Source organism: Paenibacillus sp. PastF-3 (genome assembly GCF_029893135.1).
Taxonomy (GTDB): Bacteria; Bacillota; Bacilli; order Paenibacillales; family Paenibacillaceae; genus Paenibacillus_AQ; species Paenibacillus_AQ nitricinens.
Genome location: NZ_JARXWM010000026.1, coordinates 1 through 22,547, shown reverse-complemented (window position 1 = coordinate 22,547; position 22,547 = coordinate 1). Strand labels below are relative to the sequence as shown.

21 protein-coding genes are annotated in these 22,547 nt (G+C 44.8%); 13 read left to right on the top strand and 8 right to left on the bottom strand.

The window, feature by feature from the left end:
- Positions 1 to 21: 21 nt before the first annotated feature.
- Both M2444_RS30755 and M2444_RS30750 read right to left on the bottom strand, forming a co-directional pair.
- The gene (locus tag M2444_RS30755; RefSeq protein ID WP_094872501.1) at positions 22 to 1,098 is read right to left on the bottom strand and encodes a Gfo/Idh/MocA family protein; all 1,077 of its coding nucleotides are present in this window, start codon (positions 1,096 to 1,098) and stop codon (positions 22 to 24) included.
- A gap of 7 nt (positions 1,099 to 1,105) precedes the next feature.
- Entirely contained in the window at positions 1,106 to 2,059 is a 954-nt protein-coding gene (locus tag M2444_RS30750; RefSeq protein ID WP_094872500.1) for an AraC family transcriptional regulator, read from the bottom strand.
- A 394-nt stretch (positions 2,060 to 2,453) separates the two neighbouring features.
- Between M2444_RS30750 and M2444_RS30745 the strand changes: the two genes are divergently transcribed.
- The 5 genes from M2444_RS30745 to M2444_RS30725 all read left to right on the top strand — a co-directional run bounded on the left by M2444_RS30745 (position 2,454) and on the right by M2444_RS30725 (position 8,366).
- Complete coding sequence (locus tag M2444_RS30745; RefSeq protein WP_076284001.1) at positions 2,454 to 3,458, top strand: LacI family DNA-binding transcriptional regulator; 1,005 nt, start codon at positions 2,454 to 2,456, stop codon at positions 3,456 to 3,458.
- A 155-nt stretch (positions 3,459 to 3,613) separates the two neighbouring features.
- The gene (locus tag M2444_RS30740) at positions 3,614 to 4,873 is read left to right on the top strand and encodes an ABC transporter substrate-binding protein (RefSeq protein ID WP_094872497.1); all 1,260 of its coding nucleotides are present in this window, start codon (positions 3,614 to 3,616) and stop codon (positions 4,871 to 4,873) included.
- Between the two features lie 82 nt (positions 4,874 to 4,955).
- Entirely contained in the window at positions 4,956 to 5,822 is an 867-nt protein-coding gene (locus M2444_RS30735) for a carbohydrate ABC transporter permease (RefSeq protein WP_036680400.1), read from the top strand.
- Positions 5,819 to 6,640 (top strand): carbohydrate ABC transporter permease, encoded by an 822-nt coding sequence (locus M2444_RS30730; protein ID WP_179085741.1) that lies wholly within the window; start codon positions 5,819 to 5,821, stop codon positions 6,638 to 6,640. The genes M2444_RS30735 and M2444_RS30730 overlap by 4 nt, the downstream gene beginning before the upstream one ends.
- Before the next feature lie 37 nt (positions 6,641 to 6,677).
- Positions 6,678 to 8,366: a glycoside hydrolase family 13 protein gene (locus M2444_RS30725; protein WP_280788916.1), complete on the top strand. Its 1,689-nt coding sequence runs from the start codon at positions 6,678 to 6,680 to the stop codon at positions 8,364 to 8,366.
- A gap of 104 nt (positions 8,367 to 8,470) precedes the next feature.
- Here M2444_RS30725 and M2444_RS30720 read toward each other — a convergent pair whose 3' ends face one another.
- The 4 genes from M2444_RS30720 to M2444_RS30705 are packed head-to-tail and all read right to left on the bottom strand — an operon-like array spanning position 8,471 to position 11,448.
- Entirely contained in the window at positions 8,471 to 9,025 is a 555-nt protein-coding gene (locus M2444_RS30720) for a GNAT family N-acetyltransferase (RefSeq protein ID WP_280788915.1), read from the bottom strand.
- A 25-nt stretch (positions 9,026 to 9,050) separates the two neighbouring features.
- Complete coding sequence (locus tag M2444_RS30715) at positions 9,051 to 9,401, bottom strand: cupin domain-containing protein (protein ID WP_280788914.1); 351 nt, start codon at positions 9,399 to 9,401, stop codon at positions 9,051 to 9,053.
- A 1-nt stretch (position 9,402) separates the two neighbouring features.
- Complete coding sequence (locus M2444_RS30710) at positions 9,403 to 9,936, bottom strand: NAD(+) diphosphatase (protein ID WP_280788913.1); 534 nt, start codon at positions 9,934 to 9,936, stop codon at positions 9,403 to 9,405.
- Between the two features lie 36 nt (positions 9,937 to 9,972).
- On the bottom strand, positions 9,973 to 11,448 hold the full coding sequence (locus M2444_RS30705) for an amidase family protein (protein ID WP_280788912.1): 1,476 nt from the start codon (positions 11,446 to 11,448) through the stop codon (positions 9,973 to 9,975).
- Between the two features lie 203 nt (positions 11,449 to 11,651).
- Between M2444_RS30705 and M2444_RS30700 the strand changes: the two genes are divergently transcribed.
- The 7 genes from M2444_RS30700 to M2444_RS30670 all read left to right on the top strand — a co-directional run bounded on the left by M2444_RS30700 (position 11,652) and on the right by M2444_RS30670 (position 18,937).
- Positions 11,652 to 12,497, top strand: a complete 846-nt coding sequence (locus tag M2444_RS30700) for an STM4015 family protein (RefSeq protein ID WP_280788911.1) — start codon at positions 11,652 to 11,654, stop codon at positions 12,495 to 12,497.
- On the top strand, positions 12,460 to 13,794 hold the full coding sequence (locus tag M2444_RS30695) for an STM4014 family protein (protein ID WP_280788910.1): 1,335 nt from the start codon (positions 12,460 to 12,462) through the stop codon (positions 13,792 to 13,794). The genes M2444_RS30700 and M2444_RS30695 overlap by 38 nt, the downstream gene beginning before the upstream one ends.
- A complete protein-coding gene (locus tag M2444_RS30690) occupies positions 13,794 to 14,576 on the top strand; it encodes an STM4013/SEN3800 family hydrolase (protein ID WP_280788909.1) in 783 nt (260 codons plus the stop codon). Before M2444_RS30695 ends, M2444_RS30690 begins: the two co-directional genes overlap by 1 nt.
- A 28-nt stretch (positions 14,577 to 14,604) precedes the next feature.
- Positions 14,605 to 15,954 (top strand): STM4012 family radical SAM protein, encoded by a 1,350-nt coding sequence (locus M2444_RS30685; RefSeq protein ID WP_280788908.1) that lies wholly within the window; start codon positions 14,605 to 14,607, stop codon positions 15,952 to 15,954.
- Entirely contained in the window at positions 15,951 to 16,808 is an 858-nt protein-coding gene (locus tag M2444_RS30680; protein WP_280788907.1) for an STM4011 family radical SAM protein, read from the top strand. Before M2444_RS30685 ends, M2444_RS30680 begins: the two co-directional genes overlap by 4 nt.
- Positions 16,809 to 16,973: 165 nt before the next feature.
- Positions 16,974 to 17,702, top strand: coding sequence for a glycerophosphodiester phosphodiesterase (locus tag M2444_RS30675; protein ID WP_280788906.1), 729 nt, complete (start codon positions 16,974 to 16,976; stop codon positions 17,700 to 17,702).
- A gap of 17 nt (positions 17,703 to 17,719) precedes the next feature.
- A complete protein-coding gene (locus M2444_RS30670) occupies positions 17,720 to 18,937 on the top strand; it encodes an SLC45 family MFS transporter (protein ID WP_094872477.1) in 1,218 nt (405 codons plus the stop codon).
- A 67-nt stretch (positions 18,938 to 19,004) separates the two neighbouring features.
- On the opposite strand, the gene M2444_RS30665 is transcribed toward M2444_RS30670, so the two are convergent.
- Positions 19,005 to 19,808 carry a GGDEF domain-containing protein gene (locus tag M2444_RS30665; RefSeq protein WP_179281683.1) on the bottom strand — a complete coding sequence of 268 codons (804 nt, stop codon included), beginning with the start codon at positions 19,806 to 19,808 and terminating at the stop codon, positions 19,005 to 19,007.
- A gap of 91 nt (positions 19,809 to 19,899) precedes the next feature.
- Complete coding sequence (locus tag M2444_RS30660; protein WP_094876354.1) at positions 19,900 to 20,478, bottom strand: histidine phosphatase family protein; 579 nt, start codon at positions 20,476 to 20,478, stop codon at positions 19,900 to 19,902.
- 176 nt (positions 20,479 to 20,654) lie between these two features.
- Here M2444_RS30660 and M2444_RS30655 point away from each other — a divergent pair, with 176 nt between their 5' ends.
- Entirely contained in the window at positions 20,655 to 21,812 is a 1,158-nt protein-coding gene (locus tag M2444_RS30655; protein ID WP_280788905.1) for a phosphodiester glycosidase family protein, read from the top strand.
- Positions 21,813 to 22,547 lie beyond the last annotated feature (735 nt).

The following is a 22,547-nucleotide window of genomic DNA, read 5'->3' as shown; positions in this document are numbered from 1 at the left end:
TATGTCGTTAAACCTGATCGTTTATTCAAAAAATACAGGCATGCCAGTCTCAGAGGATTTATAAATAGCCTCCAAGATACGGGTAACAACGAGCGCCTGTTCTGGCTTCACTACAGGCTCGGTGTCATTGACGATGCTTTCGATCCACTGAGTAGCCTCCGTCAATGCAGGATCATCTCCCGCACCATCATAAAAGTCAACGCCACCGGCTTCCAAGCTAATATGCTTCTCATATGTCTTGCCGTATTCTTCTCCGTTGATGCGCAGACCGTCTTCCATATCCGCTCCACCTTCAGTACCGCAAAGCACAGTCTTAGCTTCACCAACATCAAGTGTATTGAGCGCCCAGCTTGCTTCGAGAACGATGCTAGCTCCATTCTCCATAGTAATGAATCCAATGGCGGAATCCTCAACTGTAAATTTCTCAGGATCCCACGGGCCCCAAGCGTTCGCAGCATTTTTACGACCGGACAGCTTATGATAAGCGTTACCCACAACATATTTAGGTTTGTAGTTATCCATCATCCACAGGGTCAAATCGAGAGCATGAGTACCGATATCAATTAATGGTCCTCCACCTTGTGCTTCCTCATCCAGGAACACGCCCCATGTTGGAACGGCACGACGACGGATCGCTTTAGCTTTAGCGTAATAAATCTCTCCAAGACCATTATTCTCGCATACCGTATGCAGATAAGCGGAATCTGGTCTGAAACGGTTCTGGTAACCGATGGTTAGCTTCTTCCCAGTTCGCTTTGAAGCGTCGATCATTGCTTGTGCTTCTTCAGTGGTTTTAGCCATTGGCTTCTCGCACATTACATGCTTACCTGCCTCCATTGCCGCAATGGAAATCTCCGCATGGGAAATATTCGGTGTACATACATGAATTACATCTATACTTGCATCTTTAAGAAGTTCTGTATAATCCGTGTAAACTACAGAGTTCTCATCCCCAAACTCCGCCTTTGCCTTTTCTGCACGCTCAGGAACGATATCGCAAAAAGCAACCATTCGCGCACCTTCAACTTTTTTTAATGCTGGCATATGTTTGCCGTTAGCAATGCCTCCGCAGCCGATAATTCCTACTGTTAATGTCATCTTTGTCTTAACCTCCACTTGTTCCTGTTTTGATATCTCTATCATACAAAGCCCGGGGGCGTCTTTCTTCCTGCATTCTTGCTGTATTATTCCCGAATATTGTCTTATGGTATTTTAGGGGTGATATCCCCGTAGCATCCTTGAAAAAATGATGGAATGTCTTCACGCTGCCAAACCCGGCAGCTTCCGCCACCGCAGACATCGGCAAATCTTCATTGATTAAGATCCATTTGGCTTTGTTAAGGCGATATTCGTTTAAGAAAGCTATAAAGGTCATACCAGTATTCTTCTTGAACAGCTTGGTAAAATAATACGGACTAAAGCCCATATAGCTAGCTACCTCATTCAGCGTAATGGCTTCCTGGTAATGCTGCTCTACATAGATAAAAATCCGCTCTAATCTTTCCAGTGTTTCTCTAGACTGGTTCAGCGTATCTTCCGAGAACTTAGGCTGTTTATTGAGTGTACTCTTCGGCACTTCCCGTAAAATAACGGTCAATAGTTCAAACAATCTTGCTTTGATTAAGTAAGCGTACCCATCTCTTCGCTGCACGTCTTCCTCATAAATACTCTCAATCAGCCCTTTGATCTTCACGGCGGTTGCCTCGGGCCATTTTGAACTTGAATGCTCCATAAGCGTAAAAACCTCACGAAGCGAATAATCATTTCCACTCAAGGCTGCGACTTCCTGAAACAGGTTAAGATCGAATTGAATGACTACCCGTTCGCTTTCAGGTGAGGCCAGAAAATAATGGACATCCCCACCGTTGATAAATTGAACCTCACCTTGCTCCATGTGAATAGGGGTATCATTTATTCCCAGATTTAGACTTCCTTTAGTTACATATATAATTTCAATTTCTTTATGCCAATGCGGATAGCACAGCGTATCTCCTCCACATAGTAAACTTCTAAAAGGAAAATGCTTATCCACATCTGGAATTTCGAGATAAATATTCATAAGCGCAGCTCCTTATCCGGTTAAACACTAAACCAAACGATGAACATGTCAATCCGATTTCACGTAAGCGTTTACTGTCTAAATGTTAGACCTCTACTATTCTTTTGTCAATTCTGGGTCTCTGTATTCTTAATATCCTACTCCAGCTACATTTCTCCCTCTTACACACCATTTTAACAGAGATTTTCTGGTAATTTAATCGGTTTCATTCTATTAAAAAATAATTACCTTTCATGGTTCTTATCCCTCACATATTTTTTAAGTGGAGTTGACAAGCATACCTGCCAGGATTTATATTCAGGGTAAGCGTTTACGTAAATCTTTTCAAGGAATTTGATTTTCAAAGCGTAAACGTTTAATCTAAGGCTAACCGTAATCTAAGGAGCACGTATGAATGAACCCAACCATTAAAGATGTTGCACAAAAAGCGAACGTTTCCATTGCAACAGTCTCTCGCGTGCTAAACAATTTAAGTGGGTACTCCGACAAGACGAAACAAAAGGTAAATGAAGCTATCAAAGAACTCGGCTATCAACCTAACGCGATTGCTCGTGGCCTAATCAATAAGCGTACCCAGACCATTGGTGTAATGTTCCCAAGTGTTTCTGGAGCGTTCTCCTCTGATCTGCTTAAAGGCATTGAGGAATTGGCCAATGACCGCAATTACAGTGTAATGGTCTGTAATACCGACCAGGATGGTAAACGAACATTAAAGTACTTACAACTCTTAAGGGAGAAGCAGGTTGATGGCATTATTTACTCTAGTGAGGTCTTGAAGAAAGAGTATTACGATGTGCTAGAAACCATGAAGATCCCAGTTGTGTTGGTTTCCTCCCAAACGGAATTTGCCAGTGTACCTTACGTTAAAGTAGACGATTACCAGGCTGCTTATGATGCCACTCTCTACTTAATTTCCAAAGGTCACAGCAAAATTGCCATGATCAGCGGAAATCCAAGCGATGCTATTGCTGGTGCACCCAGAGCTGAGGGATATCGTAAAGCGCTTGAAGCAAGTGGAATTCCTTTCGACAGCCGCTATCTCACCTTTGGAGACTTTCTGTATGAAAGCGGGAGCATTGCAATGGAAGCTCTCTTGGAGCAAGCCCCTGATGTCACTGCCGTCTTTGCCGCTAGTGATGAAATGGCGATTGGTGCTCTTTCCACGGTCATCAAATATGGTTTAAGTGTTCCCGACGATATATCCATTATGGGTTATGACGATCTTGGAATGGCGAAAATGATTATTCCTCCGTTAACTACAGTGCGTCAACCACTGTACGATATTGGTAAGATCGCCGTGGAGAAGCTTATTCAGATGATTGAAACAGGCGAGACTGTGGATAGCAAAATTGTCGATCACTTAATCGTGGAAAGACAAACGGTAAGATCACTTACCTGAGTCTTTTTACCCCTTTTACGTAAACGTTTACTCTCTCTATTGGTAATGCATATCTGCCGCCTATAAGTAGCAGAATATCAATTAGTTTTCATTTACGTACATGTTTAATCTCTTACATGTTCATAATACCAACAAATTATTAGGAGGATTTAATCATGAAAAAAACAATCAAACCCGTAGTGGTTAGCGTACTGGCAATGTCCGTACTTAGTGCCTGTGGTAGCAATGCAGCTGACAACAGCGCAAATAGTGGTGGAAATGCCTCCTCCGGTGACAAGGTAAAAGTCGAGTTTTTCCAAAATAAAACCGAAGCCAAAGCCACCTTCGACAAGCTGGTTGCGAAATTCAATGAAGCCAATCCAAATATTGTTGTCACACAGGTTAACCCGCCAGATGCTGAAACGGTATTGAAAACTCGTGCAGCGAAGAAAGATATTCCTGACGTGGTAGGGATTGGAGCAACTGACACCTACAAGACGTTATCTGGCAGCGGTCTTTTTGAAGATTTCACAGGCGATCCACTCGCTGAGAATATCCAGCCAGCATATCTTCAAATGCTGAAAGACTTGACGGGTTCGGACGAACTGAATGGTCTTCCATTCTCTTCAAACGCAAGTGGTGTCATTTACAATAAAGCGATGTTTGCTGAAGCCGGTGTTACTGTTCCAACTACTTGGGATGAGTTCATGGCTGTCGCTCAAAAGTTCAAGGACAGCGGTAAAAATGCTTTTTACCTGACACTGAAGGATTCATGGACAACACTTACGCCGTTCAACTCCCTCTCCACGATCATTAAAGGGAATGATTTCTTCAAGGAGCGTGCGGCAGGCACTGTAACCTTCGCAGACAGCTTTAACGAGGTTGCTGAAAAGCTGCTTAAGCTGACGGAATACGGACAAAAAGATATCTTTGGTAAAGGTTACAATGACGGAAACACAGCATTCGCTAAAGGTGAATCAGCAATGTACCTGCAAGGCGTATGGGCGATCCCAGAAATCGTGAAAGCCAATCCATCCATTGAACTTGGCGTATTCCCATTCCCAGCAACAAATGATGCTGCCGATAACAAAGTCATTTCTGGCGTAGATACGTTGCTGACGATTTCCAAGAACACTAAACATAAAGAAGAAGCAAAGAAATTCGTAGACTTCCTGCTTCAACCTGAGAATGTTAGCCTATACATCAATGAGCAAAAAGCATTCCCAGCTGTACAAGGTGTAACACAAGATGATCCAACGATGGATGGCTTCAAAGAAGCGTTTACCGCTGGCAACTTGGCTGACTTTGCTGACCACTACATCCCAAGTGCGATGAAAGTGGATACCATCAACCAATCCTTCTTGCAAAAGAAAGACATTAAAGCTTACCTAGAACAGCTTGATAAGGAATGGGATAAAGTAGCTAACCGGAAATAAACTGATCAGACAAACATGAACCGCGAAAGAGAACGGGGCTTCCCCTCTTCTCTTTCGCTTTTACAATGAGGAGGATTACATGATGGCCAAACGCCGAGTCGCCTTTTATCTGATGACTATACCGGCATTACTTCTTTTCTTTGCCTTCCATACCTTTCCTGCAATCCAGGGTATATATTATTCGTTCACGAACTGGGACGGCTTTAGTGACAGCTTTGATTACGTAGGATTTAAGAACTTCATTAACATTTTTCAAGATGAAAATGTGTTGAATTCATATGTGTTCACTTTTAAATATGCCATTCTAACCACTATTCTTATCAATATCATCAGCTTGTTGATTGCGCTTGGACTTAACGCCAAAATTAAAGCTAAAAACTTTTTCCGTGGCGTATATTTCTTGCCGAATATCCTCAGCGTATTGATTGTTGGTTTTATTTTTAACTACTTGTTCGCTAATGTATTCCCTATTTGGGGTGCGAAACTCGGCAGCGAATTCCTATCACAGAACATTCTCGGTAACTCCGACTGGGCTTGGATCGGTATCGTCATTGTAGCCGTTTGGCAGGGGATTGCTTATAACACGATTCTCTATCTGGCGGGTCTTCAAACCATTCCTCATGATCTTTACGAAGCTTCCAATCTGGACGGCGCTAGCCGCTGGAGAGAATTCTGGAGCATTACGTTTCCAATGCTTGCTTCCTTCTTCACCATCAATATGGTGCTCGCGATGAAGGGCGGTCTAATGGTATTCGACCAAATCGTTGCCTTGACAGGCGGGGGTCCAGGTCGTTCAACACAATCCATTGCCCACTTAATCTACACCGGCGGCTTCCAAGGCGGAGAATTTGCCTATCAATCGGCGAACGCCGTGATTTATTTTATCGTGATTGTCGTTATCTCCGCCCTTCAGCTTAAATTTCTGCAGAAACGGGAGATGGACTTATGATCAAAAAATCAACCAACTGGCCTGTAACGATTCTTATCGCCCTAGGCTCAATACTGATCCTGTTTCCGCTGTACATGACCATTGCCATCGCACTCAAGAATCCCGAGGAAATGGCTCAATCTATCTTCTCGCTGCCAACTGGCCTGCATTTTGAGAACTTCTCCAATGCCATTAAGGCAACAAATTTCTTCAATGCCTTAGGAAATAGTACCGTAATTACCATTACAACAGTCGTGTTCATATTACTTACCAACTCCATGGTAGCCTATGCTATTGCACGTAATATGAAGCGAAGATTTTTCAAAGTGCTTTACTTCTATTTTATTAGCGCAATGTTTATTCCTTTCCAAATTATCATGCTGCCTGTAGTCAAAGTGACTACGGACCTGCACATGAACAACATTGTGGGAATTATTATTCTTTACGTTGTTTATGGTCTGGCCTTTAACGTGTTTGTATACACCGGTTATATCCGTTCCATTCCGTACGAACTGGAAGAAGCGGCTACAGTAGACGGTGCATCGACATTCGGAACATTCTGGAAGATTATTTTCCCACTCCTTGCTCCTGTCAGTGCAACGATCGGTATCCTGTCTTGTCTATCGACTTGGAATGACTTTATGCTACCGCTGGTTCTGCTCGGCGATCAGGATTCTTACACGCTACCGCTGGTACAATATGTGTTCCAGGGGCAGTTCAGTACAGATTTCAACTTAGCATTTGCTTCATATCTGCTCGCATTAACCCCGATGCTCATCGTCTACTTGTTCGCACAAAAATGGATTATCAGCGGACTAACATCAGGGTCCATTAAATAAAACAGCTAGATCTATACAGAGATAGGAGATTATAACCTTGGAAAAGAAATGGTGGAAAGAAAGCGTAGTGTATCAAATCTACCCCCGCAGCTTTAAAGACAGCAACGGGGATGGCATTGGTGATCTGCAAGGAATTATTTCGAAACTCGATTATTTAAATCATCTTGGTGTTGACGTGGTATGGCTGTGCCCAGTATACCAGTCGCCTAATGACGATAACGGTTATGATATCAGTAATTATCAAAGTATTATGGATGACTTCGGAACACTCTCCGATTGGGAAGAACTGCTAGCTGGACTTCACAGCCGTGGCATGAAGCTGATTATGGATCTCGTGGTTAACCATTCCTCAGATGAACATGCCTGGTTCGTGGAATCCCGTAAATCACAGGATAATCCTTATCGTGATTATTATATCTGGCGTCCTGGTAAAGATGGACAGCCGCCGAACGACTGGGGCTCCTTCTTCAGTGGGTCGGCTTGGGAATACGATGAGAAGTCGGAAGAATATTATCTCCATCTCTTCTCTAGAAAACAACCGGACCTTAATTGGGAGAACCCAAAACTCCGCCAGGAAATCTACGATATGATGACTTGGTGGCTGGATAAAGGAATTGACGGATTCCGCATGGACGTGATCAACCTGATTTCCAAAGTACCGGAATTGCCTAGCGTTGCTGGGGAAAATAACGCGGACCAGCCTACGTACCATTTCGGAGGAGACTATTTCGTTAACGGTCCACGCGTACATGAATATATGCAGGAAATGAATCGTGAGGTGCTATCCAAGTACGATATCATGACCGTAGGCGAAGCTGTTAATGTCACTCCAGAAGAAGCTTCACTGTATGTTTCCGAGGATCGTAACGAGCTGAACATGGTATTCCATTTTGAGCTTATGGACGTCGATTCCGGGCCTGGAGGCAAATGGAATGTACAGCCTTGGAAGCTGGCGGACATCAAGTCCATTATTTCCAAGTGGCAAGTCGCACTGGATGGTAAGGGTTGGAACAGCTTGTATATGAACAACCACGATCAGCCGCGTATGTTATCCCGCTTTGGGGACGATAAGCTGTTCCCGAAAGAGTCTGGCAAAATGTTAGCAACACTGCTTCACACGCTCCAAGGTACACCTTATATCTATCAAGGTGAAGAAATCGGGATGACGAATGTACAGTTCGCTTCCATCGACGACTACAAAGATATTGAAATTCTAAATATGTATAAGGAATACTTAGCTGCTGGACACTCGGAAGAAAAAATCATGAATTCCATTTACATCAAAGGCCGGGACAATGGCCGTACACCGATGCAATGGAATTCCGAGCCACAAGCAGGATTCACCACAGGCACTCCGTGGCTGACTGTGAACCCTAACTACAAGGACATTAATGTGGAGAATGCGCTGGCTGATCCTGATTCTATTTTTTACTACTATAAGAAGCTAATTGAGCTGCGTAAGCAGCATGAGATTATCGTATACGGAAGTTATACCATCTTGGCTGAGGAGCATGAGCAGGTCTATGCTTATCTGCGTACTCTTGGAGAAGAACAGCTACTGGTTGTATTGAATTTCTTTGGAGAGCCTGCAACCTTCGAGCTTCCTTCTACTGTGAAATTCCAAGCGAAGGAACTGCTCATTGCCAACTACGAAGTAAGTGCAGAAGAAGAAATAAACACGATTCAGCTTCGTCCTTATGAAGCTCGTGTATATAAGCTTAAATAATAAAATCCATCCGATCTGTCAGCAAAGATCAATGGTAAAACTACAAAAAGGAGCCTCTCGGCTCCTTTTTACTTATTTATTTTCTTTTGTAAGAACTTCCCACCTTATGTAGAATAGCCTTCTGTGTTAATAATTCCATAATGAATAAGGTCATCATATTTATTTTCTTTATAGATATGCTGCATGAATATGCCTTCCTCCACCATGCCACATTTTTGCATCACCTTCCCAGAGGCGGGATTTGAAGCAAAGTGTCTTGCAAAGACTTTATGATAATGCTTTTCTGAAAAAGCAAACGCAATGACCGCTTGTGTTGCTTCAGTCGCGTACCCTTTCCCCCAATATTCCTCACCGATCCAATATCCAACTTCACCATTTCTGTGTGCTTGCTTATTTGTCAGTCCTATAGCTCCATAAAGCTCGTGTGTATTTTTATCCGTAATGGCAAACTCATAGGATTTATCATCGTTAAAATGATCTTCATGCGTTTCAATCCAGGATATCGCACAATCCAAGGAATATGGATAAGGAAGAGTCAACGTGCTTTTGTAGATATTATAATTATTGCAGAGGTCAGAGACACGTTTTGCATCAGATAATTCAAAAGGTCTCAAAATCAATCTTTCGGTCGTCATTGTTCTTTTCTCTTGATTGAACATTGTTTTCCCTCCGCTCTAGTATCTCTCACACCAACGGCATCGCCAAACTTATCTTCTCAGCTTCTATCACTATCGCTGTTAGTCCTGTCTCCGTGCGTGTCTCATGCCACTCGCCCTTGTCCCAATACACGGCAGAGCCCGCACTAACTGGAATTTCTGCTTCTTCCCCAGCTCTGACCCAGCCTTCTCCGCTAACGACCAGAAACAGCTGTGGAATCGGAGCCTGATGCCAGCCAATAAGTCCATTCACGCCCAAGTGCATACAACCAACATGTGGAGAAACCGCCTCTGTTAGTATTCTCGACATATATAGCTGCTGGCTGCCGAATGCATCAATAGACTTACCGACTTCTTCTGAAAAACTAAATACTCGCATTTTAGACGGATCCTCCTACCGCTACTGGATTCACCTGTACCTGCCCTGCATTCAATTTCTCAATAATCGCCAATAGGAAGGTTTCGGCTAGACTGCTTTTTTTAATGGCTTCCGCGGCCTCTTCCAAAGCAAACCACTCTGCATGATCCACCTCAGCACTCATCTGACTTAAATCCTCCGAATCTGCAACACCTATAAAATTCAGCATCAGCGTATTAGAAGGTGCGAAATACAAACTGCGCATATATTCATAGGCTACAATATCAAGACCTACCTCTTCTTTCACCTCACGAATAAGTGTTGTTTCCGCATCTTCACCTTTATTCACGTATCCTGCAAGCAATATATAATCTGGTCGGTTATACTGCTGAATTAATAGAATCTTATTCATCTCTCGGTTTAATACTGCTGTACTGATCGCCGTGCTAAAAATAGGGAAGCGGAACATTTCGCATGTTTTACAATAAGGTATCTGCCCTTCCCCATCGTTTTCTTTCATTACTAACGCAGTTCCGCACTCTAGGCAATATTTCAAGCTGATCTCTTCCTTCTATAATAAAGTAGTCAATACCTATTCCAGTTGAGGTGGAATACGATGCTGTGTAGCTTGTTCAAATCCGTAGGCTATGGATAGGAGCGTAGGCTCACTATAGGCTTTTCCAGAAAAAACTACACCAAAAGGACCTCTAGTAGGATCACCGTCGGCATCAATAATGCCATGAGCAACAAATCCTGCTGGAACGGCAACTAACGGATAGCCCAAACGTGCGGCAATATACATCCCATCTACATCACCCGGCAGCAATAACGCATCCAAACTATATTGTTCCAACACGTAGTCTATTCCTTGCTCAAGCGCTAATTTCCTGTATTCTTGTTTCTTTTGCTGGTATTCCTCTTCAGTCAATGTTATTTCTTCTGACCTAGTTAATGTGTCTTGCCCATATTGTAATGCGATTTCAGCATGGCTTTCATTGTATGCTATCAATTCTTGCAAAGAGTGAATCGGAACAGAATCATCTACTTGGGATAAGTAGGCATTAAGCCCCTTTTTAAATTCATAACAGATCACATCATTATTCCAGTTTTGTTGTTCAACGTAAAGCGTAACTGGATCTATAATCGTAGCGCCTTCGTTCTTCAAAGTCTGGATCGCTGCTTCCATCAACGAAAGTCGCTCTGCATCTAAATGCTTGTAATAATGCCGTGGGATGCCTATTCTTGCTTTCCGTATAAAGCTTTTATCTAAATATGGAGTATAATCCGTAAAAGCATGCTTCTCACTTAAAAATGTTGCTTCATCCTTGTCATCTACGCCCGTTAATGCCCCCAAAATAATCGCTGCATCCGTCACCGTTCTTGTTATAGGCCCAGGGGTGTCTTGGCTAATCGAAATCGGAATCACTCCAGCACGACTGACTAATCCGGCCGTTGGTTTGATCCCGACGAGCGCATGTTGGCTGGCTGGCCCAACAATCGATCCCGCGGTTTCTGTTCCGATCGATGCTGCTGCCAAATTCGCCGCAATCGCTGCCGCAGGTCCAGAACTAGATCCGCTGACAAATACGTTCCCAGGTCCATATGGATTCAGCACAAGCCCTCCACGTGAGCTATATCCAGCTGGCATTGAACTGGACATAAAATTAGACCACTCCGACATATTCGCCTTTCCAAGTAAAACAGCCCCTGCCGACCGAAGCTTCGCAGCTACGAAGGAATCTTGTGCCGCAAATGATCCTGCTAAAGCTACGGAGCCAGCACTCGTATGCATCTTATCTGCTGTATCTATATTATCCTTCAACAATATAGGAATACCGTGTAGACTTCCCCGGCTTCCTTGTTCCTTACGTTCAACATCCAGTGCTCTGGCAATCTCTATAGCCTCAGGATTGATTTCTAAGATTGCGTTTATGTCTATATCGTACTTATGAATCCGTTCCAAATATATTGCTACCAAATCCTCTGAGCTGACTACTCCTGCTTCCATAGCCGCTTGCAGCTTTGCAATATCCGCTTCTATTATCCATTCCTGAAGTTTGATCTTCATTAGAGCAGCTCCTTCAAGTATAATCGCCTTCGGCGTCCTTATGTTTCAAAATAATGTAACTCTCCCTAGCATAAACCTACCATACCTTCTTAGGTCAATGACATGACCAATTTGACTATAATTATTTAAACCTGTGATTTGACTCCCTTGGCTACAGATGATAGGGTATTTTCGAAGTTAAATTTTTCCGGGAGGGAATGCCCATGACGGAAGTAAAGCTCAGTATCGGATACGACGAATTCGAAGAAGGCCAAAGAATTGGCACGGAAATTGAGAAGCTTAGCAGCAGCCCTGAAAGTTCTTCGTTGACAAGTCTAATCATCGGTGATTGGGGGCAAGCCTACGAGAATAGTTCAGAAGAGGTTGTAGAGGCACTCGTTACGCATAGTGCTAGTTTCCCTGCTTTGCGTAAGCTTTTCATAGGCGAGATGGGGTATGAGGAATGTGAGATTTCTTGGATTACCCAAAGCGATCTTTCGCCACTGTTACCCGCTTTTCCAGAGCTACAATCACTCACGATTCAAGGTGGGAACGAGCTGAGCCTGGCAGAACTCAAACACGACAAGCTAGAAGAACTGATTATTATCAGTGGGGGCTTAAGTAAAGCCGTTCTTGAACATATTGCAACTAGCCAATTACCGAATTTACGCAAGCTGGAGCTATATCTGGGTGTAGACAATTACGGATTTGACGGCAACCTCGCAGATCTTCTCCCTCTTATAGAAGTAGGGAAGTTCCCTAAGCTTACTTATCTAGGATTAAAAAATAGCCAAATCCAAGATGAGATCGCAGGTGCATTAGCAAATGCTCCTATTCTGGATCAACTGGATACGCTCGATCTTTCGCTCGGTACCCTAAGCGACGAAGGGGCTGAATTGCTTCTAGCCAGCGACAGAATCAAAAAATTAAAAGCATTAAACCTAAGCCATCATTATATGTCTGACGAGATGATTAACCGCTGGAAACAGAGTGGATTGCCTGTTGATGTCAGCGACAAGCAGGAAAGCGACGATGAGGAAGACTGGCGTTATCCTTCCATCACAGAGTGAGCCTCTCATGAGGCCGATGATCATTATCGGTATTCCCGGTGATAAACGGACTAGCGGCATCCAGCAAGCGCGTTCCGATCTCGGAATGCCCCCTGCCCTTATTTTATCGTACACTGAGTTTCTGCAAGGTAGATCATTAGGTGATCTTATGGAAGAGCAGAAGAAGCAGATATCCAGTCAGCCCTCCATTTATAACGGAATAGATCTTAGTACAGCTCCCCCGCTGCTGAGACTGGAATCACCTGGAAGCAGCTTTGAGGTAGAACGAGCCTTAATCGCTCTAGGTGCACCAGATTCGGATGATATGGACGATTCGCTTCATCCCTACGCCGATAGACCTGACCCGCGACCACTCCGTGTGAAGGTCGCTCGTCAATTGAAGGAAATGCAGGGGGTTCTGCATCATCCATCCCAATGGTTCCGCGGCTACTGCCGAATGCTGGCTAGACTACAACGTGAGGCGACAATCGCATATCCAGGTTCGCTATGGTTAAATGATCCTGCTGACATTGCCGCCATGACCGATAAACGCCAGACACAACAGATTCTAAGTGAGGCAGGAATTCCAGTCCCTCGCCCAGTAGGCGAGGATCAACAGCCTACGGATTATACCTCTCTCCGGGAGATGATGTTATCCCGGCGAATGCACCGGGTATTCATTAAGCTGGCCTTCGGCTCTGCGGCTTCTGGGGTGGTCGCCTATCAAATCCATCCCGTGACCGGTGCCGAAATCGCCTTAACAACTGTGGGGGTCGAGAATTATATCACTCGACCACCCATTTACTATAATTCCGGTAAACTGCGACGGTACACAGATACTGTCACGATCTCGGGAATTATGAACTGGATCTACCAGCACGGGGGTTATGCTGAGCAATGGATCCCTAAAGCGGGGCTTAAGGGAAAAGCATTTGATATTCGCCAGCTAGTCGTTCTCCGCGAGGCCTGCCACGCGGTTGCTCGGGTCAGTCCTACTCCGATTACGAATCTGCATTTACGCAACCAGCGGATGTCTCTTTCGGAAGCTGGTCTGTCTGAATCCGTGCAGGAGGAGATTCGGAATACCGCCCTGCAAGCCCTGGCTGCTTTTCCTCGTTCCGGGGTAGCCGGAATCGATGTACTCGTATCCGGGGGTTCACAGCAATGTTTTGTCGCGGATGTCAATCCATTTGGCGATTTGCTCTACGATGTGAAATACCGCGGATGCAGCACCTACGAATGGGAAATGAAAGTATTGTCGGCTAGAGACTATATCACGCCTCCCTCCACACCGCTTATAAAGGAAGGTTTATCTTAATGGATATGAACACCATCGTCGGCACGCATGATATTCTTATGATCACACTCGATACGCTTCGTTATGATGCTGCTGTAATGGAAGAAGCGAACTGCCCCAACTTGTGCGGGACCGGATCATGGGAGAGAAGACATACCCCAGGCAGCTTTACTTATGCGGCTCATCACGCCTTCTTCGGCGGCTTCTTGCCTACGCCGGCCACAACGGATAAGAGCGAGCATATCCGCATGTTCCATTCCAGAAATACCGGGATGAAGACACATCCCCATACCTGGCTATTCGATACACCGGATATTGTGTCTGGGCTTGCTGCTGAGGGCTACCGCACAGTATGTATAGGGGGCGTTATTTTTTTCACCAAAAAAAATCCACTCGCTCGTGTGTTACCAAGTTATTTCCAGCAAAGCTACTGGCGGATGACGTTCGGGGTCACCAATCCGCGTTCCACAGAGCATCAGGTGAATCATGCCTTGAAGCTGTTGAAGGATACTCCGGGCCAACAAAGATTGTTCATGTTCCTTAATGTCTCTGCCATCCACGGGCCAAACCACTATTTTATACCTGGTGCTAAAAAAGACTCCGTAGACAGCCAGCGCGCCGCACTACGATATGTGGATGGTGAACTGGGCCGATTATTCGACGCTTTCCGGGAACGCGGTAATCCTACCTTCTGTTTGGCGTTTTCCGATCATGGGACCGCCTTTGGCGAGGATGGCTATCAGGGGCATCGCCTAGCTCACGAAACCGTATGGAATATCCCCTACCGCGAATTTATTCTATAACAAGGAAAAGGAAAGGATGGAGCACTGTATGACGTTATCGTCCTTCTCTTTAGAAGAACTTCACAAATGGAAAGACCAAATTACGGCTTACCCTTACCAATCTTATCTGTATTCCTATCCACACAAAACAGCTTACAGGGATCTACAGCCTCCGCTTCCACTAGAAGCCTTATGGCGAGATGAGCCTGCAGAATCCTTTTTTTTATATATGCATATTCCTTTTTGCGGCGCTCGCTGTGGATTCTGCAACCTATTCACCCTGCCTGATAAACGCGCGAATGTTCACGCTACTTACGTGGACGCGCTAGAACGTCAAGCCAAGCAGTGGGCAGCATTTACCGATCATAAGCCGTATGCCCGCTTCGCGATTGGTGGTGGAACGCCTACATTGCTGGCGGCAGATCAGCTTCGCCGTTTGTTCCACATTGCCGTTGATACGATGGGACTGGATACGCGTACAGCCTCCATCTCGGTGGAAACTTCCCCCGAGACTCTTAGCGAAGAAAAGCTAAATATTCTGAAAGAATATACAGTAGATCGGGTTAGTATGGGCATCCAGAGCTTCGTCGCTGCTGAATCAGCAGCCATCTATCGCCCCCAAAACCCGGATGTGGTGTACCGGGCACTGGAGCTGCTGGGGAAATATGATTTTCCTATTCTAAATTTGGATCTGATCTATGGTCTTCCGGGGCAGACCGTCGACTCTTGGCTGTATTCACTAAATCAGGCCCTTAGCTATGAGCCAGAGGAAATCTTTATTTATCCGCTCTACACCCGTGAGCATACGATTGTGAAGCCTGACGATATCCATCGTCAGGAGGATATTCGCCTAGATTGCTACAAAGCTGCTGGACAGTTGCTTAAAGCTAGAGGTTATCGCCAATATTCCATGCGTCGATTCGCCAAAGAAAGCGCGGGAACAGACAAACCTATTATCGATTATAGTTGCCAAGAAGAAGGGATGGTTGGATTGGGCTGCGGGGCAAGATCCTACACGCGCCATGTGCATTACGCTTCTCGTTACGGGGTGAGCCGTAAAGCAACCGAAAGCATTATTGCTGATTACGTCGCAGCGGATCGTTACGATACGGCTGATTACGGCATTGTGCTAAGTCTAGAGGAACAGAAGCGCCGCTTTATTCTGAAGGCAATTTTACATAGTGAAGGTCTGAGGATAGAAGACTACAGCCTGCGCTTCAAAAATTCGCTCTGGGATGATTATCCTGAGCTGTCGAACCTGCTTCAAACTGGCTTGGGAATGGAAATAGATGGCGTACTGCGCCTCACTACCGAAGGCATGGGCTACTCTGATTCGATTGGGGATTGGTTTATTTCAGGAGAGATTCGGGAGCAAATGGAAAGGTTCGTATTACCATGAATGCCGTTCTCTACTATCGCGGGTCTCTCACCTCTTGCAATTATGACTGCCCCTACTGTCCTTTCGGCAAAAATAAGGACAATGCAGCCACTCTCGTCAAGGATCGGCAAGGGCTGGAGACCTTTGTCGAGTGGGCCTCACTGCAGGGTGCAGCGGGCCACAGGCTGTCTATCTTTTTCAATCCTTATGGCGAAGGGTTGATTCATCGTTGGTACAAAGAAGCGATGATCTCACTATCCACTATGGAACATGTGGAGAAGGTAGCCATTCAGACGAACCTATCAGCAAATCTTGATTTCGTTCATCAGCTGAATCGAAGGAAAGCTGCTTTTTGGGCTACTTACCATCCCGGACAGGTGAGCGAAGATAAGTTTCTGACACAATGTATGAATTTGTATGAAAATGATGTAGCTTTCAGCGTAGGGAGCGTGGGGATCCGCAGTGCCTTTACAGCTATTACCTCGCTTCGCGCAGCATTACCGAAGAACGTATATCTATGGGTCAATGCTTATAAAGATAAACCCAATTACTATACAGCCGAGGATCTTACCATTCTGAGCCAGATTGATCCGCATTTTGCTGTGAATGCTATGGATTACGAGAGTCTGGGTCAGACCTGCAATGCGGGAAAGGAAGTCTTTTATGTACAGGGCGCTGGACTGGTGAAACGCTGTTATAAGGACAGAGGTGTCATTGGCAACCTTTATCGCGATGGCTTGGAAGGTCTATCCGCTATAAGAAGCTGCCGAATGAAGGTGTGTGACTGTTATATCGGTTATATTCATATGCCTGAGCTGAAGCTGCAAAACATCTATGGATCAGGTCTGCTGGAACGAATCCCTTATGGGCTATGAATCATTAAAGCGAGAATTGCTGTAAGGTAAACTGCATGTTAAATTTCAAGAAATAGAGCCCTGCCAGCATTTCTAAACAGGGTTTCTTTACTCTATGTGGAATATGAAAAGTAGCCCTCGTCTACAGGGCGACAGCAAACACTATGTTGGAGGGATGAATAGCTGATGAAGAACATTATTAATTTTGCGCATCGCGGCGCATCGGCAGTGTGTCCGGAAAATACTATGGCAGCGTTCCGCAAAGGTCTTGAGTTAGGTGCAACCGGAATTGAAACCGATGTACAAATGACCAAGGATGGCGGGCTCGTTCTTATTCATGATGAAACCCTGAACCGTACGACAAACGGAACAGGCTATGTAAAAGATAAGACCCTTGCAGAAATTTTGGAAGTGGACGCAGGCTCTTGGTTCAGTCCCGAGTTCAAAGGCGAGAAGCTCCCCTTGCTAGAAGATTTATTAGATCTGCTGCAAGGACGAGATACAGTACTGAACATCGAGTTTAAGAATGGTACTTTCTTTTACCCGGGTATGGAGGAAAAGGTTATTGCGGCTGTACGGGAGTTCAAGATGAGTGATCGCGTGATTTTTTCAAGCTTCAACCATTATTCACTAGCTCACAGTAAAACAATTGCACCTGAGATCAGGACAGGAATTCTATACGGGGAAGGTCTGTATCGTCCTTGGGATTATGCAGCTACGATTGGCGCAAATGCGCTGCATGCGTATCATCAAGCAGTACTTCCTGAATTCGTCGAAGAAGCAGCTAAGCATGGCATCGCTTATCATCCTTGGACTGTTAATGATCCAGAGCGGATGAAGGCTTTAATCGACTCTGGAGTGTCAGGTATTATTACAGATCATCCAGATGTGCTGGCTGGGCTTCTAGCTAAATAATAAGGGAGTGTGAACGTGTGAAAAAAGTCTGGTTGCTCGGATTCGGCTTTTTCAGCATCAGCATTACGTGGAGTCTGTATAATGCATTTGTACCCTTTTTTCTAGAAAAATACGTACATAGTGTGGCGCTTATCAGCTTCTTGATGACGATTGATAATTACTTTGCCTTATTCCTGCAGCCTTGGATTGGCAACCGTAGTGACCGCACGACCTCGCGTTTTGGACGCAGAATGCCTTATCTTATGATCGGTATGCCTTTCGCTGCCGTGCTAACCATGCTGATTCCGTTTCATACCGGACTATTTACACTTCTGTTGTTTATGATGCTAATGAATCTGGCCATGAGCTTATACCGTTCACCAACCGTCGCCCTCATGCCGGACATTACGCCAGAAGAGCAGCGCACAAAGGCCAACGGGCTGATTAATTTCATGGGTGGGTTCGGTTCTATTCTCGCTTTCGGCGTAGGTTCGATCCTGTATAAATCCAATCCAGCACTTCCGTTTATCGTCGCTGGACTGATTACCTTATTATGTATGTTTATCGTATCACGCTTCATTAAAGAAAATCGGGACGGCGTAAACGTGCAAATGAAGCTTCCTTCAGAAGACAATGCTGCCACCAAGCCCTCTCGTATTTCCTTTCGAAGTCAGCTTGACCGTACCACAGTATTTTTGCTAGCGGCGATTTTCTTCTGGTTCGTAGCGTATCAAGGCGTTGAGACGCTGTTTACCTTATATGGCAAACATCATCTCGGCCTAAGCGAACAGGCGGCCTCTTTCTCGCTCACTTTCTTCTCTTTGGCTTTTGTGCTGTTCGCCATTCCGAGCGGTTGGCTGGGCGGAAGATTCGGGAAGAAAAAAATGATCATCATCGGCGTATGCGGATTAATGACCATTTTTGCTCTCGTCGGTTTTGCAAAGGACTTGATGCTCCTTCGAGGGTTACTGTTGCTAGGTGGAGTCTTCTGGGCTTGTATTAATATCAATTCCTATCCTTATGTTGTGGCAACAGGAACCGAAGAGAGTATCGGCACACGAACAGGGATGTATTATCTGGTCTCTTCCCTTGCCGCCATCAGTTCGCCTCCACTACTGGGGCTCATGATTGATATTTTTGATTACTCTATCCTGTTTTACGTAGCGGCGATTAGTATGGCCGTTGCTCTTGTCTGCTTGTTCCTCATGAAAGGCCGTAAGGATGTGACGAACAGCATTCATTCGCCTTTCCAATAACAATAGCGGCAGCCATGGACTATGTACAAGGTCTATGGCTGCCGCTTTTATTTTACATCCACTTCTTCTAATTCTTATAGACGGAGTAACGCCCTGTACCGAGCTGTTTGGCGGCGTACATCGCTGTGTCTGCTTCATTAAGCAGCCTGAAATGATCCACCTTACCATGACTTATGCTGATCCCTATACTCATAGATACGAACAGGTTATGCTCACCTAGCTGGTAACTCTTAGTCGTCTTCTCCAGAATTCGCACAGCAAGCTGCTCTGCTTCCTTCTGGTTGCTGCCTTTAGCGACAATCACAAATTCATCACCGCCCACGCGGAAGATATGACGTTTTCTTTTGCTGGAGAATTGAATTAAATTTTTACCCACTTCTTCCAGCAGTAAATCCCCCACATGATGCCCCAAGCTATCATTGATCGATTTAAAGCGATTCAGATCCAGAAACAAAACGGCAAGCTGCTCATTTACCTTGCACCGATCCCAAAAATGATCCATTCCATTCTTATTCAATAACCCTGTTAAAGCATCCTTATACGCCAGTTCTTTCAATTGCTCTCTTTCAGCCCACACTAGGTTCATACGTGTAATCAAAAACATAAATAGGGCTATCGTAAGACTATAGACCACCAGTGATATGATAATTCCATCATCGGCCACTTCATTTCCCAATAAGGTTTTTACGCCTAACTGATGCATGCTCCATAGTCCAATGATGATTATTATAACGAAAAGACCGGTATGAATCGCTCTTTTTTGAGGCGTTTTAGAAGAAATATCCCGGTAGAGCCTTAGTACTAAATAACCGGCCGCGGCTGCGATGAGAAGGGATAATAACGTTTGTAAGTAAATCTGAACCTCTGCCACCTTAAATTCGCACATCCTTTTACTACAAAAATGATTAGATTGCTGAACAATCACTATATTAAAATGCTCTGAACATTATCTGAACACTTCGTTAGATTTCTAAATGCTCTGCACAATTGTACAGATCGCAATGCCAAGAAGTACCCGATTTGGTGATCCGGGTGATGGACGTATTTTTCAGTAATACTGTACCGTCTAGTTCTGGAATCAGTCTTCTAAGAATGCTACGCAAAATTACTCCGTGGCTAACGATCAAGATATTACAACCCGGATGTTTCTCCGCAAGCTCTTCGATGGCCTGGCTGCCTCTGATCTCGCTGGCCTCCGGAGTTTCTAATCCCAACTCTAACGTCTTCCAATCGGGTCCCCATCGTTCTATCCGCTCTTGTTGCGTAGTACCTTCAATTAGCCCTGCATACATCTCTCGAATGCCCGGTACTATACCTGCTAACTCAATACCTAGTCGCTTTGCGATAACCTCTGCCGTTTGCTGTGCTCTGAGCAAGTCACTTGAATATATGTAGTCCCACTGTTCACCGCTAAGTCGTTCGGCAATAAGCGCTGCCTGCTGAAATCCTTCTGCATCCAATGAGTTATCTGTATGTCCTTGTACTCTACCTTCCTTATTCCACGCTGTACTTCCATGGCGAATTAAACCTACTGTAGTCATAAAGATCTCCCTTTAGTTGTTGATTTCTAGTACTATTCTTTAATCGTATCTACATTCTATCAGAATCTTCCCTTGAGTATTTGAAAAATAAGGGTTATCCATGTTTTAGAACTTGAGGTATAATAAACCTTTATCGCTTTTTACATCAGCTACAGGATAAGGAGATTTTGGTTAATATGAAAAAGTTATTGTTTCCGTTCTTTCTTGCATTCCTTCTATGTTTATTTCCGGTTTACACATTTAGTTCCTCCACTGTTGGAGCTGCTGCGGTTCCGAAAAACACCGTGTATGTGACCAAAAATAACCACTCGTATCTCCCACTGCGTCTCTTAAATAATTTCACCGGTATACATGCTGAAATGAATACTAGTGACAAACGTATAACCATTACGAACGCAGACACTAAGATTATACTCACTGTAGGACAAGCGGTTGCGCTCGTCAACGACAAATCAGTAACACTAACCGACTCCGCTTTTAGTGAGAATGGTACGGTATATATCCCTTTGTCCCTGGTCAGCAAAACGCTGGGCATTCAATTGGAATGGAATCAGGAAGCCTCATCTGTAACCCTTACGAATAACGATGTTTCATCGACTGTCCCTGTACAGTCTGGCTCACTTCTTAAAGCAGATTCCTCCCCTGTTGTCAGTGCTAGTAAAACTTTCAAGGTGGGTAGCAAATCCTTCAAAGCCCAAACGGTTACCGTTTCCTTACTGCATCCTAAAGTGAAGCTCGACGTTGTACTAGCAGGAAATACGGTAGGAAAAGTGGAGGAACTAAGCAGTCTAGCCAAACGCAATAATGCCGTAGTAGCTATTAACGGTACGTTCTTTGATGCCTATACCAAAGGGGCATACAAAGCGCCTTACGGTTATATGGTCAGTGGTGGAAAAATGCTCAAAAATAGCTCCGGCGATCGCCGCACAATTTTCACCTATGACAGCAACCATCTAGCCTCGCTTATTCCCGGGCTAGAGTTTACAGACCGTTTCGCTTCCGGATCTATGGAAGGAGCACTCCAAGCTGGGCCACGTCTGCTTGTGAATGGCAAGGTATCCCTTAATGTCGTGGCAGAAGGCTTCAAGGATGCCAAGATCTTAACCGGCGGCGGCGCCCGCAGCGCACTTGGCCTCACTCGCGACCACAAGCTGATTCTACTGACCACTGGCGGAGCTACTATCCCACAGCTGGCAGAAATGATGAAGCAGGCTGGTGCGTATCAAGCCATGAATCTGGATGGCGGCGCATCCAGCGGACTATACTACAATGGCAAATATCTCACGACCCCTGGGCGTCAGATTAGCAACGCGATTGTAGTTAAATATCAATAGCTTTATCTAGCCAGCCCAGTGTCAATGTGAGACGCTGGGCTTCGGCTTCGAAGATGCTTCTATTGCAGATCATGCAATAGAAGCATTCTTTTTTCGTGTCATTGCTAGCACACATTTAAGCACGACGTGACTAACATCCATCCTCGATGGTTACTCGAAGGATATCCATTGCCTGCACGCACGCATCTGCTAACTGTATTTCGTACAACTATTCCTCATACTGCTACTCCAAAAGATAAGTTAGTTGTATTACGTGCAGTTAAATTACTGTTTTTCCTTTAGACACACTGTATTTGCTCAATTTAGTTGTACAGAGTGCAACTAAACCTCTTAAAGTCGCCATATAAGCTCACATAGTTGTACAATGTGCAGTTAAGTCTGGTTACGCAATAGCTGGTGCTGGGGTTCGGAGACAAAACTCAAGGGGGCGCGATCATCTGCAGACGGTAAATAGACCCAATGAATGAATGTTCTTAAACTAACACCCTCCTTCGAAATTACTTCCCCATCCCCATCCGCTAATTGCATTTCGTACAACTATTTCTCATACTGCTACTCCAAAAGATAAGTTAGTTGTATTACGTGCAGTTAAATTACCGTTTTTCCTTTAGACACACTGTATTTGCTCAATTTAGTTGTACAGAGTGCAACTAAACCTCTTAAAGTCGCCATATAAGCTCACATAGTTGTACAATGTGCAGTTAAGTCTGGTTACGCAATAGCTGGTGCTGGGGT